This window comes from Okibacterium sp. HSC-33S16 (assembly GCF_024171565.1).
Classification (GTDB): domain Bacteria; phylum Actinomycetota; class Actinomycetes; order Actinomycetales; family Microbacteriaceae; genus Mycetocola_A.
This window is the reverse complement of the sequence record NZ_JALJZZ010000003.1, coordinates 179,635-194,705: the sequence shown is the minus strand read 5'-3', so window position 1 is coordinate 194,705 and position 15,071 is coordinate 179,635. Positions and strand designations below refer to the sequence as shown.

Here is a 15,071-nt window from a genome sequence, read left to right as displayed (position 1 = left end):
GAATTATTCGCCGTCAGAAAGTGTATTCATGAGTATGGAATTAGGGGTCTACAGCTTCGGTGACATCGGAACGAACCCGGACACAGGGGCACTCGGCTCGCCCGAACAACAGCTGAGGGAGACTCTCGAGCGGATCCGGCTCGCCGACGAGCTCGGACTCGACTGGTTCGGCATCGGCGAACACCACCGGCCGGAATACTCGATCAGTTCACCGGCCACCGTGCTGGCGTCCGCCGCGTCGATCACGAAGAACATCACCCTGTCGAGCGCCGTTACCGTGCTTTCCACCGAGGACCCGGTGCGCGTATTTCAGCAGTTCGCGACGATCGACCTGCTGAGTTCCGGCCGGGTCGAGATCGCAGCCGGGCGTGGCTCATTCATCGAGTCGTTCCCCCTGTTCGGCGCGAACCTCGCCGACTACGACGCCCTTTACGAGGAGAAACTCGACCTGCTGCTGGCACTCAACGCGCGCGAGCGGGTGACCTGGGAAGGGAAGTTCCGGCCCGCGCTCACCGACGCGCTGATCCTTCCGCGCCCGTCCCGCGGGAAGCTCCCCATTTGGATTGCCACCGGTGGCAATCCCGAGTCGTCGATGCGCGCGGGCTACCTCGGCCTGCCGATCAACTACGCCATCATCGGTGGCTATCCCGAGCAGTTTGCCCCGCTGGCCAAGCTCTACCGCGAGGCGGGAGAGGCGGCCGGCCACGTGGCATCCGACCTCAGGGTTGCGGTCTCAGGACCGGGATTTCTCGCGAAAACGAGCCAAGAGGCGAAGGACACCTTCTACCCGTACTGGAAGACCTCGATGACGAAGATCGCGGCGGAGCGCGGATTCACAGCGCCGAGCCGACTCGGCTTCGACACCCAGGTGGCGCGGCGTGGAGCAATCTTCGCTGGCAGCCCGAACGAAGTGGCCGACAAGATGATCCGACTCCACGAGCACATGGCCTACGACCGGCACGCGCTGCAGATGGACTGGTCGGGCCTCCCGCACGCGCAGGTGATGCGGTCAATCGAGCTGCTGGCCACCGACGTCATGCCGCAGGTCCAGGCGGCGATCGGCTAGGCCACGGCCCGACAACGCCCAAGCCCGGTCCCAGCCTCAGCCGAGGTCGTCGGGATCGCGCCCGGTCCGCTCACCGGTTTCGAGGGTGGCAATCGCCGCCAGGTCAGCGTCATCAAGTTCGAATCCAAACACGTCGATATTCTCGGCGATTCGCGATGGCGTGACGGACTTGGGAATCACGACGGTGCCGAGCTGCACGTGCCAGCGGATGATGACTTGCGCCACACTGACGCCGTGCTTCTCGGCGAGCAGGTCGAGGGTGGGGTTGCCGAGGATTCCTCCGCGCGCGAGCGGCGACCAGGCCTCGGTCACAATGCCGTGTTTCTTGTGAAAAACGCGCGCCTCGGTCTGCGGAAGCCACGGGTGCAACTCAATCTGGTTGACGACCGGAACGATCTCGGTCTCATCGAAGAGTCGCTGCAGGTGGTGCGGGTGAAAGTTGCTGACACCGATCGAGCGCACCCGCCCATCGCCCTGCAACCGCTCGAGCGCGCGCCAGGTGTCGACGTAGCGATCCTGCGTCGGGGCCGGCCAGTGAATCAGGTACAGGTCAAGGTAGTCGAGCCCGAGCAGGTCCATGCTCGTGTCGAACGCACGCAGCGTGCTGTCGAAACCCTGGTCTGAGTTCCATACCTTGGTCGTCACGAAGATGTCCTCACGGGCGATTCCCGACTCGCGCACGCCCTGGCCCACCTGTGCCTCGTTCGCGTACAGCGTCGCGGTGTCGATGTGGCGGTAGCCCGCCTCCAGGGCCGTGCGAACGGCCTCCGCGGTCTGATGCTGCGGCACCTTGTAGACGCCGAAACCGACCTGCGGAATCGTATAACCATCGGAGAGACTGAGGGCCGGAACAGCGCTGGGATCCATGGCTCCATTATGGATCGTCAGAGCGGATGCGACGTGGCGCCCTGCGTGCGCCCGTCGCCTTCCCTTCCCCCCTCCTCTGACCCTGTCCCCAACTTCCCTCTCCTCCTCCCCTCTCCTCCTTCCCTCTCCTCCTCCCCTCTCCTCCTCCCCTTTCGCTCTCTCCTTTCGCTCTCTCCTTTCGCCCTTTCCCTTCGCGTCCCTTCCCTTTCCCTTCGCTTCCCCTCCCTTGCCTCGCCGTCTGCTTCCCCTCGCGCGGCCTGTACCTTCATGCGCCTGCTCCTCCTCGCCGACGCGCTGCCCGACCAGGCCTTCGCTGGGAAGTCCTCCACAGGCACCGATCTGAGACGCTTTCGAACATCGCTTCTAATCTCGGGTGGGGTCTGGGTAAAATGGAGCATGGTCCAGATGTCGGAGCAGATTCGTCAGATCGCGCAGGGTGTGTGCGATCGGATCGCTTCGCTGGAAACCCCGCCACCCCCTCCCTCCTCTCCGCTGGCGCCCACCTTCCCGCCGGTAGCCTCGGCGCAGCTGCCATCTCCGGTTGGACTGTCGTCGTCGCCGGTTGAAGGGTCGGGTGTGCCGTTGTCGGTGTTGATCGATGCGGCCTCTGATGCTGAGCTGCAGCAGTTGTTGTGTGAAGCGTCGCAGTTGCGCTCCGAGGCTGATGCTGTGGTGGCCGCGACAGCAGGGGTGGTCGCGAAACGTTCGCTACGTGAGCTGGGCTATTCCGGGTTAGCGAAACGGCAGGGGGATCACAACGCGGTGGACATGGTGCAACGACTGACCGGCTCCACCCGGGTCGAAGCGGCCCGGCAGGTCAAGCTTGGCGAAGCGATGGGCTCGGCCGATGCCGCCACCTACCCCCGCAGCACCGACGCGGACGCTCCCGGCTCTGGCACTCCCGACGCCGACGCGCCCGACCCCGACACTGGTGCGACTGGTGGTGCTGCTGACCGGCCGGTGCTGGATGTGCCGTGGCATGAACCGTTGACCCGGGCTGTTCGCACCCGGGTGCTGAGGCCGGAAGCGGTGACAGTGATCATGCGTGGCCTCGGTGACCCGAACGACCGGGTCAGCACCGATGACCTCCGAGCCTGTGCTGAGCAACTCGTCGCCGACGCAGCAGGAACCAACGCTGACGAACTCGGCCGCCGGGCACGGCTACTCCGTGACCAGATCGACCCGGTCGGGGTTCAACTGCGGTGGGACCAACACTTCGACAACCGTAAATGGCGTTTCGGCCGCACCCCCGACGGGGTCCGCACCGCCTGGATCGAGTTCGACGACGAATCCGGTGCCTACATCGACCAACTCGTCGGCACCGCGATGCGACCCCGCCGCGGTGGACCCCGCATGATCGACCCGGTCCAAGCGGAACAGGCCCAACAACTCCGCGACGACCCACGCAGCAACGACCAACTCGTTTTCGACCTGCTGATGGCAACCCTGAAAGCCGGCGCTGAAGGCGACCCCCGCAGCACCTCCAGCACCCGTCAACCCGGCGTCCGAATCGTGATCACCCAAGAACAACTCGACACCAGGGACGAGAACGGACACCTCACCGGCACCGGGTTCAACGAAGACACCGGAGAAGCGATCCCCGGCCCCATCATCGAACGCCACATCTGCAGCAACGGCACCCGCACCATCACCGTCGATGGAAACAACAACCCGCTCGACGTCGGCCGGGACGAACGCACCTTCACCACCAAACAACGCATCGGCCTCGCGATCAGGGACGGCGGCTGCGTCTTCGAGGACTGCACCCAACCACCCTCAATGACCGAAGCACACCACATCAACGAATGGGCCAGCCAAAACGGACTCACCGACATCGCCGACGGCATCCTGCTCTGCCGAGACGACCACATGCTCATCCACAACAACGGATGGAAAATCATCCGCGAAGGCACCAAGTACTACTCCATACCGCCCAAAAGCGTCGACCCCGACCAAAAACCCCGCCCCCTCCGCAGCCGCTCCACCCTCAAACAACCCCCACCCCAAGCACACACACAACAACAAACGACCGAAGCACAGCCAGTGACTGCGGACGATGCGACGGCGCGCCATGCAGAGCCGGATGACGCTGAGGCGGGTTCGCCACCGTCACCGACATCAGAGCCTGCGACGACGCCACGACCCTCGTCAGCAGCGCCCGCCGAACAGGCGCCGCCCTCGACCCCGCCGCTGCAACAGACCCCGGATTCACCGCCAGGCACGGCGGCTCCGGCGGGCTCATCGGAGCCACCAAGCCGTGACGAACCGACCGACTCGTCGGTGCGACACCGCGGACCGAATTATCGCGTCATGGAGACTTGGTACGTGCCGCCAGAGAATCCAACTGCCGAAGCATCCTGACGGCCAAGCCGCTGCTGCTGCGCTTCAGAACTAGCGCTTGACGCCTAAGCGGTACGCCGGCGGAGTCTGGACAACGTCAGCTGACACACCCAGGGAAGTCGTGAGGTACTCGTGAGCTTCAGCGACACCGCGATAGTGACCGCCGAGCCATACATGCGCTTCTTCGGGGTCATCGCAGAGCATCTCGCCCGCCCATGCGCGAACCGCGCGAGAGAACGCTTCGCCCTGAACACAGCGCGACCCTGAACCCGGCGCTCCGGACCGACGCGAGCGGGGAAGCCAGGTCACCGTCATCCGCGGCGGAACGTCGAGCGTACCGATCTGGTCCTCTGATTCGACCTCGACAAAGACCCGGCCCGTCGCACAGAGCGGGAGTGTCGACAGAACAGCCTCAAGCTCAGGAAGAGCCGATTCGTCGCCACCAATGAGAAATTGAACTCGGTGCTTGTGGTTCGCTTCATTCGCCGAGTGACCGAAGTGGTCGGAGCGGGGCTGTCCTGTCATATCCATTTCAGTATAGGCAAGCCTTACCTTCACCACTAGACGGAGTCAGATTCGTCCAGCCTGCTCCCAGACCGGACTGGACGCGGCTGCCAGACGACGAGCTACTGCTCGGCCGTCACCGGGTCCACCAGGTACCGACTGGTCACCGCAATACGGTTGAAGGCATTGATCGACACAATCACCCAGGAGATGGCCGCAAACTCGGCTTCCGAGAAAACGGCGAGCGCCGCCTCGTAGACATCGTCAGGCACGTGCCCGTCGGTGACCAGCGTCATCGCCTCACACAACGCCAGCGCCGCCCGTTCCCGCTTCGAGTAGAGCCCAGCCTCCCGCCACGACGGCAAAACGGTCATCCGCTCCGTCGTTTCACCGAGCGACAGCGCTTTCTTCGTGTGCACTCGCAAGCAGTACGCGCAGCCGTTGATCTGCGACGCACGCATCTGCACCAGTTCGGACAACAGCGGCTCGATCCCGTTATCACGGGCGATCTGCCCCACCTCCGTGGACAGCGCAGCGAGCTTCTTGTACGCGGACGGGAAAGTCTTGGAGAGGTGCACGCGGGCAGCGGTGGTCATCTGTCCATCATGCGACAGGAAGTGGTCAGTGTCACTCGCCCGAGCCGCTGGCGCCGTTAGCGACTCGCAAGAGCCGGACTGCGGTGCTGCCAGCGAATCCGGCGCTCGAGCTGCGCCCCCACCGAGAGCAACGTCGACTCGCCACCCGGCCGACCGATCAACTGCACCCCCATCGGCAGCGCATCCGCCGTCTCTGAAACCGGAAGCGTGAGCGCAGGCAAACCCGCCACGTTGACGAACGAGGTAAACGGCGAATAGTCGACCTGCTGCCAGAAGTTGGTATCTGGATCCTCAAGGTCATACGAGCCCACCGGTTGAGGCACCTGCCCCAGTGCCGGCGAAATCACCACGTCGAACCGCGAGAACTGGGCGATAACGCTGCGCTCAAATCCATTGAGGATGCCCAAGGTTTCCGTCACATCCCACGCCCCGAGCGCGCGACCGGCGCGAACCAGCTCAGCCGTCACCGGCTCAAGCAGCCCCAGGTTGGCATCATCAACCGGAATCCCCGCGGCCGAGATCTGCCACAGTTTCCGGAACGCGTCCGGGTACACCCCACCATGAGCCAGCACCACATCTTCCATGCCGTGACCCATTCTCGAGAGCTGCCCGAGCGCGATATCGAGAGCAGCGGATGCCTCTGGCGCGATCTTGATATCCCTCGCGTCATCGAATGGACTGTTGCGAAGCACGCCGATGTTGAAGCGCCCTTCACCCCGAACCGCCGCACCGAGCAGGTCGCCATCGTTCTCGTCGGGGGCGCGGAGGGCAAAGTGGTGATCAATCCGCCCATTGCGGCGCGCGATCATCGCGTCGAGCAGAAGCGCGGCGTCGGTCACGCTCCTCGCGATGGGACCCTTCACGGCCAGTCCGCCGATCGAATCAATGCCGGATCCGGACGGCACCAGTCCACGGGACGGCTTGATTCCGACCAGTCCGCAGGCCGCTGCCGGTATCCGAATGGACCCTCCCCCGTCACTGCCCGGGGCGAACGGGAGGAGCCGGGCGGCGACCGCGGCTGCTGCCCCGCCGCTGGAACCGCCTGCCCCGAGCTCGAGGTTCCAGGGGTTACGCGCTGGCGGTGCCACGCTGGACTCGGTGAAGCCATACATGCCGAACTCGGGGGTATTGGTCTTGCCCAGGCTCACCGCCCCCGCGCCGTCGAGAACCTCGACGATCTCGTCCGACCGTGCAGCGATGGTTCCCGTGAATGCTCGTGATCCATACCCGGTCTGCACTCCCCGACGCGACGTCAGATCCTTCTCCGCGATCGGCAGCCCCCACAATGGGCTCGTGCGCGAGACCACAGCTTCAAGATTCCTCGCCCGCCGCCTCGCGGCATCCGCTGTCACGGTGACGAAAGCACCGAGCTCAGGGTTTAGCCGTTCGATGCGCTGGAGATAGTGCCCGGTGAGCTCAAGCGGCGAGAACTCTCCGCGCTGAAGGGCCAACCATTGGTCAAGAGCGCTCATTTCGTGAAGTTCGGTCACTCCTCGAGCCTAAACCGATCTCCCTCGCAAACTTTTGCTTGACAAATACCCGCAAAGGATGTTGGTTAGTTACTGAAGTAACTAACCGAGCAACCGGAGGCGCCGTGATCGACGAAGCCAGACCCATTTTCGTCCAGATCGCGGAACAGATCGAGGACGACATCATCGCCGGCTCCCTCGCCGAGGAGAGCCAGGTGCCGTCGACCAACGAATTCGCCGCGTTCTATCGCATCAACCCCGCAACCGCCGGCAAGGGCGTCAACCGCCTCGTGGACGACGGAATCCTCTACAAGAAGAGAGGCATCGGCATGTTTGTCGCCGAGGGCGCCCGCGCCCGACTCATTCAGGCACGCAAAGACCGTTTTCGCGATGAGTTCGTTCGACCGCTCATCGCGGAAGCCGCAAAACTCGGGATCGACCCCGACCAGCTCAGCGACATGATCTCAACGGAAGGCGTCACAGCATGACTTACAACCCAGCACACCACCCCGACGCGGTCGTCCGTGTTCGGGATCTCACCAAGCGTTTCGGTAAGGTCACGGCCGTCGACGGCGTGACCTTCGACATTCGAGCGAACACCATCACCGGTCTCCTCGGGCGCAACGGAGCAGGCAAAACCACCGTCATGCAGGTGCTCACCGGGCAAGAGTTCGCCACCTCCGGAGACGCGCAGGTCTTCGGTGAGAGCCCCGCGGAGAACGCTCGGGTGCTGAGCCAGATCTCCTTCATCAAGGAGAGCCAGCGCTACCCGGATGACTTTCAGCCCAAACACGTTTTCGAGAGCGCACCATGGTTCTTCGAGAACTGGGACTCGGACTTCGCCGCTCGACTTGTCAGCGAGTTCCGGCTCCCGGTGAACCGACGGATTAAGAAGCTCTCTCGTGGCCAGCTCTCGGCTGTCGGCGTCATCGTTGGACTGGCATCACGTGCTCCGCTCACCTTCTTCGATGAACCGTACCTCGGCCTCGACGCCGTCTCGCGGCAGTTGTTCTACGACCGCCTCCTCGAGGACTACGCCGAACACCCTCGTACCATCGTTCTCTCCACCCACCTCATCGACGAGGTCTCGCAACTCCTCGAACACGTCCTGGTCATTGACGACGGCAAGATCATCATCGACGAGGAAGCCGAAACGCTACGCGGGTCGGCGACCACCGTGGTCGGAATGCGATCCGCGGTCGAGTCATTCGTCGCGGGGCGGAGCATCCTGTCCCGCGAAGGGATCGGTGGCCTCGCCTCGGTTACGGTCGGTGCGCTCAGCGCTGACGATCGGGCCCAGGCAGCCCGGGCGGGTCTCGAGCTCTCCCCGGTCTCTCTCCAGCAACTCATCGTTCGACGTACTCACGTCACCGAGAAGGAATTCGAGAATCAGTCATGACGACAGCAACGCCGACGTCCGCAACCGTCTCGTCCGATATCCGACCGCCGCAGGCAGGGAACGCGCACCCCATGAATCGAATCTGGAACGCCGCGAGGCTCAACCTCGTGAACCGCTGGACCGTCTACTGGATCCCGCTGATGATCTTGGGTTTCATCTGGCTGGTGAACCTCGCCATCTGGTGGATCATCAACGCCAGCGTGGGCGGCGCAGACCGCACCGACGCGATGGACGGCACCCAGTGGAGCGGAGCATCGTTCTACATCTTTGTGTACATGCTCGTCATCGCCGTGCAGTCCATGAATATGACGTTCGCTTACGCGCTCGGACTCAGCCTGACGCGACGTGAGTTCTACCTCGGCTCGTCGATCGCCTTCGTACTGCTCGCGTTCTCCTATGGAGTGATCCTCACCGCCCTGTCCTACCTCGAGGAATGGACGAACGGCTGGGGCCTCGGCGGACACATGTTCACCTCGGTGTACTTCGGGTCGGGCCCGGCCTGGCAGCGCCTCTTCATCTTCGGCGCGGCCATGCTCTTCTTCGCCTTCATCGGTGCGTTGAGCGGAACCATCTTCATGAGGTGGCGGACGAACGGCCTGCTCATTGCGGCTGCACTCACCACCCTGCTCATCGTCGGCGCCGTCGCGCTCATCACCATGACGCAGAGCTGGGGGCTCGTCGGCGAGTGGTTCGTCACATCGGGCCCACAGGGAGTGATCGCCTGGACCCTGCTTCCCACGGTCCTCTCCGGCTTCGCGGGCTATTTCATCCTCAGCAGGGCGACGCCCCGGGGTTAAGGTCACACGCACGGCGCACGGGCCGGTGGAGCATGAGCTTCACCGGCCCGTGTTCAGTGTTCGAGGTCGTGAGCCAGCGCGGTCAGCAGCCGGCCAAAGGCAACGGGCGAATCGGCGAGCACTCGCCGAGCCGCGAGAGGCGCAGCCCAGTGGGCCTTCGCACCGACATTGAGCACCTCATGCTCAATTCGGGAGCCTGTGTCGGCGGGCAGCACTCGGTACTCCGCGCGATACCACCAGTTTCCCTGCACCACCAGGAACCGATCGGACGGATCCACAGCAATGCCTGCGTCCGCCGATGCCGCGCGCACAGCCGACTCCAGAGCCGCAAACACGAGCTGTGGTTCAGCGCGAATCTCCCCGGCGTATGCGCGAAGAGCGGTGCTCCGAGCCGGCCGCTCGATCGAGACAGATCCCGCCATCCCGGTCACTTACTTGAGCGATTTCTGCAGGAGAACAGTGCCGAGCCAACGCTCGAACTTGAAGCCGACCCGTCCCATCCGCCCGATCTCCACGAATCCATACGACTCGTGCAGCACGATCGACCCTTCGGCGCCTTTGTCGCTGATCACCGCGAGGATCTCCTTGAGACCTGCCTGCTTCGACCGATCGATCAGTTCGCCGAGGAGCACCCGCCCCAGCCCCTTGCCGGTTGAGGCCGGGCCCAGGTAGATCGAGTTCTCGACGGTGTAGCGGTACGCCCGCTTGTCCTTCCAGGGCGACACCAGCGCGTAACCGAGAATGTCACCGTTCGGCGACTCCGCGACGATGAACGGAAGTTTCAGCTTGGTCAAATGCGCAAACTTGGCCTTCCACTTCGCGAGCGACATCTTGTCTTCATCGAACGTCACCACGCTGTTCACCACGTAGTAGTTGTAGATCTCCCGCACGTACGGCAGATCCTCGGGCCGCGCTTCACGAATCGTGTAGCTAAACGGCGCCTCAGGCTCGGGCTTCTTCCGCAGGTGCGGTGGCAATTGACGGCGGGGCTGGTATTCCTCTTCAAGCACGAATCAAGAGTAAGTGACGGATGTGGCGATCATGTTTCGTTGTCGCGCTCGCGGCCCCGGATGCATCGCCTCGATCACCAGAGCGTTGGTGACTCCAGTCGCCAATCGATCGGTTCTGCACCCTGCTCCTCGAGCAGTTCGTTTGCACGGGAAAATGGCCGTGAACCGAAGAAACCGCGCGACGCAGACAGCGGGCTCGGGTGCACGCTCTCGATCCGCGGGGTCGGCCCGAGCAGCGGCGCGAGCATCTGCGCGTCACGACCCCAGAGGATCGACACGAGTGGCGCCTCCCGTTCGGCGAGCGCCGTGATGGCGCAGTCCGTCACGGTCTCCCAGCCCTTTCGTCGGTGGGATCCGGCCGCTCCGGGCGCGACGGTGAGCACCCGGTTGAGCAAAAGGACACCCCGCTGGGTCCAGGGGCTGAGGTCACCGGACTCGGCGGGCGGAATACCGAGGTCGTCGTTGAGCTCGCGGTAGATGTTGACGAGACTCCGCGGAAGCGGCCGCACATGCGGATCGGCGGCGAATGACAGTCCGATTGGGTGTCCCGGTGTCGGGTACGGATCCTGCCCGAGGATCAGGACGCGCACGCTGTCGAGCGGCGTCCGGAATGCCCGCAACACATTCTCGGCGGCGGGAAGGAACCCCCGCCCGTTGTCGGTTTCGGCGTCGAGGAACTCGGCCAGAGCGAACAGCTCGGGTTGAACCGGGGCGAGCGCATCGGCCCACCCCGGGTCAATCTCGCCGCGGGCCGTCAGGTCGCTGAGGTCGAAGGTCATCCGGCCGCGAGTGACGAAACGCGAACGCCACCGTCGGTGGACAGCACCTGCCACACGCTTCCGGCACCGACAACGCGAAGCGCGCCTTCACCCACCACGAAAGCGGTGTTCTCGTCGATGGCGACGCCGCCGTCGACAAGGCCCGCTTCGGTCGCAGCGATCAGCCGGGAGAGGCTGCCCCACTGGACGGCGTGCACGTCGACCGAGATGTCGAGGAGGCCAATGCCGTTCTTCACGGTGACCTCGTCGAGGTCCTCCGATCCGGCCTTCGGGCTGACCTCGACGCCCCCGATGCGCCAACCGCCGACGATGGCGCGTTCTGCGGCGATCGAGGACCCTGCCGAGAAGCCGAGGTACGGCGTCCCGGAGGCAACGAGCCGCCGGATCTCACCGAACACGGGCGAAAGACTTTCGAGGTATGCCGGCGTCAGGCCCCCACCGATGAGGATGCCGTGCACTTCGGCGAGCGCTGCCGTCGTCGCAACGTCTCCGTGGGTCAGGCCGGTGATGACCGGTTCGAATGCGCCGGCGCCCGACGCCGCCTCGATCAGCTTCGCGGCGTGGTCTGCGGCGTCGCCGTCGCGCACGACGATCACGGCGATGCGGGGCTCCCCCTCAAACGACTCGGCTGCAGCGCGGGCGGCCGCCTCGGCAATGAACAGTTCGTAAACGGCGGGGTTCAGGGACTCGGACCAACCGCCGCCAACCAGGTGCACACTCATACGTCGAGCCTACGGCGCGTCGACGGTGACGGGCGGCAGCGCCGACCACGGGAAGGTGATCCACTTGTCGGTTCGACGCCAGACGTAGTCGGGTTCGAGCACCGTCCGCGGCTTTGAGTACAGGGTGACGGTGCGAACCGTTGCACCGTGTTCCTCGAGCAGGCCAACCACGAGGGCGAGCGTGCGCCCCGAGTCAGACACGTCGTCGACGAGCAGCACGTTTCTACCGCCGAGGGCGGGAGCGTCGAGCAGTGGCGCCAGTAAGACGGGTTCAGGGAGCCGTTCATCCACGCCGGTGTAGAACTCGACGTTGATGCTGCCGCAGTTCTTCGTGCCGAGCGCGTAGGAAATGGAGCCGGCGAGCAGGAGTCCGCCCCGGGCAATTGCCACCACAATGTCGGCGTCGAAGCCGGAGGCGAGAACGGTGTGCGCCAGCTCCCGTGAGGCGGTGCCGAAGTCGCCCCAGCTCAGGACCTCGCGATCGGGAACGGGTACTGGGATGTCGGTCTGAACCGGAGGTGTCATGAAATTACGGTACCTGACTCCTCTCGCCCGTCGCTCCGGCCCGGCCGCCGGTCAGGACCCTTCGCTACGGTGGATGAGTGAGCACTCTCAACGACGACTACGACATCCGCACATTTCCCGCGACATCGACGGCCAACGGTGCCTCTGGCGAAACCGCCGGCTGGGTGCAGGCCGAGACCCAGGGCTTTCACGGGGCTCGACTGACCGACGATTTCGCCAATCGCATGGCAACGCGCCTGGCAACGGACGACCAGCTCCTCACCGGCGCCTATCCTCCCGTCCGCCGCGAGCCGTCGCTGCCCGCCGAATATCCGGTCGCCACCTTCGCCTCATTCGAGAAGACGATCAACGTCGGTGCTGGCCGCCTCGTGCCATCCCACCTCATCTCCTCAGTCACGGTCCGGCCGACTCATCGCCGCAAGGGGCTCCTCCGGACGATGATGACCGACAGCCTTACGCGCGCCCATCAGGCGGGCCTTCCGATTGCCGCACTGACGGCATCCGAGGCCACGATCTATCGTCGGTTCGGATTCGGACCGGCGACCTGGGCCCACGGCATCACGGTGGCAACCGACGCGCGTTTCCGTCTTTTGACCACCCCAACCGGATCCGCCGAGTGGATTGACGCACGCGAGCTGGTCACACTCGGCCCCGCCATCTTTGCGGCGTTCCACGCCCGCCAAACCGGCTCGGTCGAACGCCACGTTGGCATCTGGGAGCGCATCTCGGGGCTCACCGACTACACCGGCGCCGAAGACCCCGCCATTCGGGCGGCAGTGCACTTCGACACCGCAGGCGACATCGACGGCTTCGTCTCCTATAAGACCAACTGGGAGGGACAGAACCGCTCCATCGAGGTCGTCGACCTGGTCGCAGTCGACGACAACGCCTACCTGGGCCTGTGGCAGTACCTCGCCTCAATCGACCTCATCGACACGGTCAGCTGGCGCGCCGGCCGGATCGACAATCCACTGGCGTGGGCTCTCGCCGACCCTCGACTCGTGACGGTGACCGGTGCCGAAGACTGGGTGTGGCTGCGCATCCTCGACCCGATCGCCGCCCTTCAGGCGCGACCGTACCTCAGCGACGGCGAGATTGTGCTGCGCGTCATCGACGAACTCGGATTCGCCGCTGGCACGTTCAGAATTTCCATTGCGGATGCCGCGGCGCACGTCGAGCGAGCAGACGGCGCGAATCCCGACCTTGAGTGCGACGCCTGGGTGCTGGGTTCGCTCTACCTCGGTGGCGCCGATCCCGTTGTCCTCCGGGCCGCGGGTCAGCTGGTCGAACACCGCCCGGGTGCGGCCGGCCGGCTTCGCACGCTGCTCGCCTCAGACGGACCGGTCTACGGCATCACTCACTTTTGAGCAGGGACGACAAAAACTCTGCGTCCCGCTCGTAGACGACGGCCTCGGCGCGCAACTGGGGCCTGAACAGTTCTTCCGCTTTGTCGAGGGACATCTCGGCGAGGTCCCACAGCCGCGTGGCGGCGACCCGCAGGATGTCGCGCCACGTGGCATCCGTTCCATAAGACTTCAACATCAGTTCGACGCGACGCTGGGCGTCGTCCATCCCCGGGGCGCCCTCCGGCGGGTCCTGCGTGAGCGGACACGCGCGGGTGGCGAAGTAGGCGAGGTCCCACAACCGCGGACCCGGCGAGCACATGTCAAAGTCGATGGCGCCCATGATGGACCCGTCCGGCGCAAAGGCGAGGTTGTGTGGGGCAAAGTCGTTGTGGCAGATCACTTCGGACGGCACCTTCGTCGGTGACTGCCACAACGCGCCGTCGAGGCCGAAACCGATCGACGCGTCGTGCAACTGGCGCAACCGCTTCGCTCCATCGATGAGCACGTCGTCGTCCCAGATCCAACTGGGCAGCGGGTACAACGGAACGTTCCCGTCAATGAAGCTCAGCACCTCGACGTCATCGTCGGCCCGGATCGGCCGGGGCGCCCAGTCGATCCCGTTCCGCTCGAGATAGCGCAGGTAGCGGTGCACGGTGGGCGTCCACGGCCCCGCGACTCGCTGCACCGTGTCACCGATGCGCACCACCCGGTTCATGTTGCCGCCGTCAAGCTCGATTCCGCTGGTCGCCATGCCGGAACGCTAGCAGGTGCCCGGCTCAGGCCTGTTTCATCCGGAGTTCACCCTTGATCACCTTGTGCGGCGCAGCCTGGGCAACCGGCTTGACGGTGATCGAGTCGATGTTCACGCGCGCCGGCAGCTCAACGGCGTGCACGATCGCCTCGGCGATATCCTCGGCCACGAGCGGGTCGGGAACGTTGTCGTACACCGCGTCGGCCCGTTCCTGGTCGCCGCCGAAACGCACGAGCGAGAACTCTTCGGTGTGCACCATTCCCGGGGCGACCTCGATCACCCGAATCGGTTCGCCGGCGAGCTCCAGCCGAAGCACCGAGAACAGCGCGCGTTCGGCAAACTTGGCCGCGTTGTATCCCCCGCCTCCCTCGTAGGCGACGTGACCGGCGATCGATGTGACGCCGACGATGGACGCCGCATCCGGAGCCGTCACGCTCGAGCGCAGCACCGGCAACAGCGCCGAAATGACCCGCTTCGTCCCGAGCACGTTGACGTCGAACATCTTCGCCCAGTCCTCGGCCGAGCTCGCTTCAACACTGTCCATCCCAAACGCACCACCCGCATTGCAGATCAGAACGTCTGCCCCACCGGATGCCGCCACCTCGTCGCGGAGACGATCCACATCTGCCTGCACGGTCACGTCAGCAACCACCACCTGGGCACCGGTCTCAGCGGCGAGCGCGTTCAACCGATCGGCGCGACGGGCAACCCCGACCACGTCCCACCCTCGGCTCCGGAACAGCCGAACGGTGGCCTCTCCGATCCCTGAACTTGCCCCGGTCACCACTGCGCGTTGTGTCGTCATGAAATCCAGCCTAGAGCGCAATGGTTACGCCATATTTCACGGACATTGTGTCGAGATGACGCGGTGCCTAGTCTCGAAGAACGACGGCATCCGCA

Annotated in this window: 18 protein-coding genes; 6 read left to right on the top strand and 12 right to left on the bottom strand. The window is 64.7% G+C overall.

The window, feature by feature from the left end; all coding sequences use genetic code 11:
- Positions 1-28: 28 nt before the first annotated feature.
- Positions 29-1,066, top strand: a complete 1,038-nt coding sequence (locus L1277_RS09265; protein WP_253376094.1) for an LLM class flavin-dependent oxidoreductase — start codon at positions 29-31, stop codon at positions 1,064-1,066.
- 36 nt (positions 1,067-1,102) lie between these two features.
- Here the strand turns inward: L1277_RS09265 and L1277_RS09260 are convergent, their stop codons facing one another.
- Positions 1,103-1,933, bottom strand: a complete 831-nt coding sequence (locus L1277_RS09260) for an aldo/keto reductase (protein ID WP_253376093.1) — start codon at positions 1,931-1,933, stop codon at positions 1,103-1,105.
- Positions 1,934-1,950: 17 nt separating this feature from the next.
- Positions 1,951-2,202, bottom strand: coding sequence for a hypothetical protein (locus tag L1277_RS09255; protein WP_253376092.1), 252 nt, complete (start codon positions 2,200-2,202; stop codon positions 1,951-1,953).
- Between the two features lie 136 nt (positions 2,203-2,338).
- Here L1277_RS09255 and L1277_RS09250 point away from each other — a divergent pair, with 136 nt between their 5' ends.
- Positions 2,339-4,294 (top strand): DUF222 domain-containing protein, encoded by a 1,956-nt coding sequence (locus L1277_RS09250; RefSeq protein WP_253376091.1) that lies wholly within the window; start codon positions 2,339-2,341, stop codon positions 4,292-4,294.
- A 30-nt stretch (positions 4,295-4,324) separates the two neighbouring features.
- Here L1277_RS09250 and L1277_RS09245 read toward each other — a convergent pair whose 3' ends face one another.
- The 3 genes from L1277_RS09245 to L1277_RS09235 all read right to left on the bottom strand — a co-directional run bounded on the left by L1277_RS09245 (position 4,325) and on the right by L1277_RS09235 (position 6,863).
- Complete coding sequence (locus tag L1277_RS09245) at positions 4,325-4,798, bottom strand: SIP domain-containing protein (protein WP_253376090.1); 474 nt, start codon at positions 4,796-4,798, stop codon at positions 4,325-4,327.
- A 101-nt stretch (positions 4,799-4,899) separates the two neighbouring features.
- The gene (locus tag L1277_RS09240; protein ID WP_253376089.1) at positions 4,900-5,373 is read right to left on the bottom strand and encodes a carboxymuconolactone decarboxylase family protein; all 474 of its coding nucleotides are present in this window, start codon (positions 5,371-5,373) and stop codon (positions 4,900-4,902) included.
- A 56-nt stretch (positions 5,374-5,429) separates the two neighbouring features.
- Positions 5,430-6,863: an amidase gene (locus tag L1277_RS09235; protein WP_253376088.1), complete on the bottom strand. Its 1,434-nt coding sequence runs from the start codon at positions 6,861-6,863 to the stop codon at positions 5,430-5,432.
- Between the two features lie 104 nt (positions 6,864-6,967).
- On the opposite strand from L1277_RS09235, the gene L1277_RS09230 reads away from it, so the two are divergent.
- Genes L1277_RS09230 through L1277_RS09220 form a run of 3 tightly spaced genes read left to right on the top strand, consistent with a single transcriptional unit; the run spans position 6,968 to position 9,038 of the window.
- On the top strand, positions 6,968-7,330 hold the full coding sequence (locus tag L1277_RS09230) for a GntR family transcriptional regulator (RefSeq protein WP_253376087.1): 363 nt from the start codon (positions 6,968-6,970) through the stop codon (positions 7,328-7,330).
- A complete protein-coding gene (locus L1277_RS09225) occupies positions 7,327-8,241 on the top strand; it encodes an ABC transporter ATP-binding protein (protein WP_253376086.1) in 915 nt (304 codons plus the stop codon). The genes L1277_RS09230 and L1277_RS09225 overlap by 4 nt, the downstream gene beginning before the upstream one ends.
- Positions 8,238-9,038, top strand: coding sequence for a hypothetical protein (locus L1277_RS09220; protein WP_253376085.1), 801 nt, complete (start codon positions 8,238-8,240; stop codon positions 9,036-9,038). The genes L1277_RS09225 and L1277_RS09220 overlap by 4 nt, the downstream gene beginning before the upstream one ends.
- Positions 9,039-9,091: 53 nt before the next feature.
- Here the strand turns inward: L1277_RS09220 and L1277_RS09215 are convergent, their stop codons facing one another.
- The 5 genes from L1277_RS09215 to L1277_RS09195 form a co-directional block, all read right to left on the bottom strand.
- Complete coding sequence (locus L1277_RS09215; protein WP_253376084.1) at positions 9,092-9,460, bottom strand: hypothetical protein; 369 nt, start codon at positions 9,458-9,460, stop codon at positions 9,092-9,094.
- 9 nt (positions 9,461-9,469) lie between these two features.
- On the bottom strand, positions 9,470-10,048 hold the full coding sequence (locus L1277_RS09210) for a GNAT family N-acetyltransferase (protein ID WP_253376083.1): 579 nt from the start codon (positions 10,046-10,048) through the stop codon (positions 9,470-9,472).
- Between the two features lie 74 nt (positions 10,049-10,122).
- A complete protein-coding gene (locus L1277_RS09205) occupies positions 10,123-10,827 on the bottom strand; it encodes a uracil-DNA glycosylase (protein ID WP_253376082.1) in 705 nt (234 codons plus the stop codon).
- Positions 10,824-11,549 carry a Type 1 glutamine amidotransferase-like domain-containing protein gene (locus L1277_RS09200; RefSeq protein ID WP_253376081.1) on the bottom strand — a complete coding sequence of 242 codons (726 nt, stop codon included), beginning with the start codon at positions 11,547-11,549 and terminating at the stop codon, positions 10,824-10,826. The genes L1277_RS09205 and L1277_RS09200 overlap by 4 nt, the downstream gene beginning before the upstream one ends.
- A gap of 9 nt (positions 11,550-11,558) precedes the next feature.
- The gene (locus tag L1277_RS09195) at positions 11,559-12,074 is read right to left on the bottom strand and encodes a phosphoribosyltransferase (protein ID WP_253376080.1); all 516 of its coding nucleotides are present in this window, start codon (positions 12,072-12,074) and stop codon (positions 11,559-11,561) included.
- A 77-nt stretch (positions 12,075-12,151) separates the two neighbouring features.
- Here L1277_RS09195 and L1277_RS09190 point away from each other — a divergent pair, with 77 nt between their 5' ends.
- On the top strand, positions 12,152-13,441 hold the full coding sequence (locus L1277_RS09190) for a GNAT family N-acetyltransferase (RefSeq protein ID WP_253376079.1): 1,290 nt from the start codon (positions 12,152-12,154) through the stop codon (positions 13,439-13,441).
- Here L1277_RS09190 and L1277_RS09185 read toward each other — a convergent pair.
- Both L1277_RS09185 and L1277_RS09180 read right to left on the bottom strand, forming a co-directional pair.
- On the bottom strand, positions 13,428-14,171 hold the full coding sequence (locus tag L1277_RS09185) for a phosphotransferase (protein WP_253376078.1): 744 nt from the start codon (positions 14,169-14,171) through the stop codon (positions 13,428-13,430). The two genes, L1277_RS09190 and L1277_RS09185, sit on opposite strands and share 14 nt — an antisense overlap.
- Positions 14,172-14,196: 25 nt before the next feature.
- A complete protein-coding gene (locus L1277_RS09180) occupies positions 14,197-14,976 on the bottom strand; it encodes an SDR family NAD(P)-dependent oxidoreductase (RefSeq protein WP_253376077.1) in 780 nt (259 codons plus the stop codon).
- Positions 14,977-15,071 lie beyond the last annotated feature (95 nt).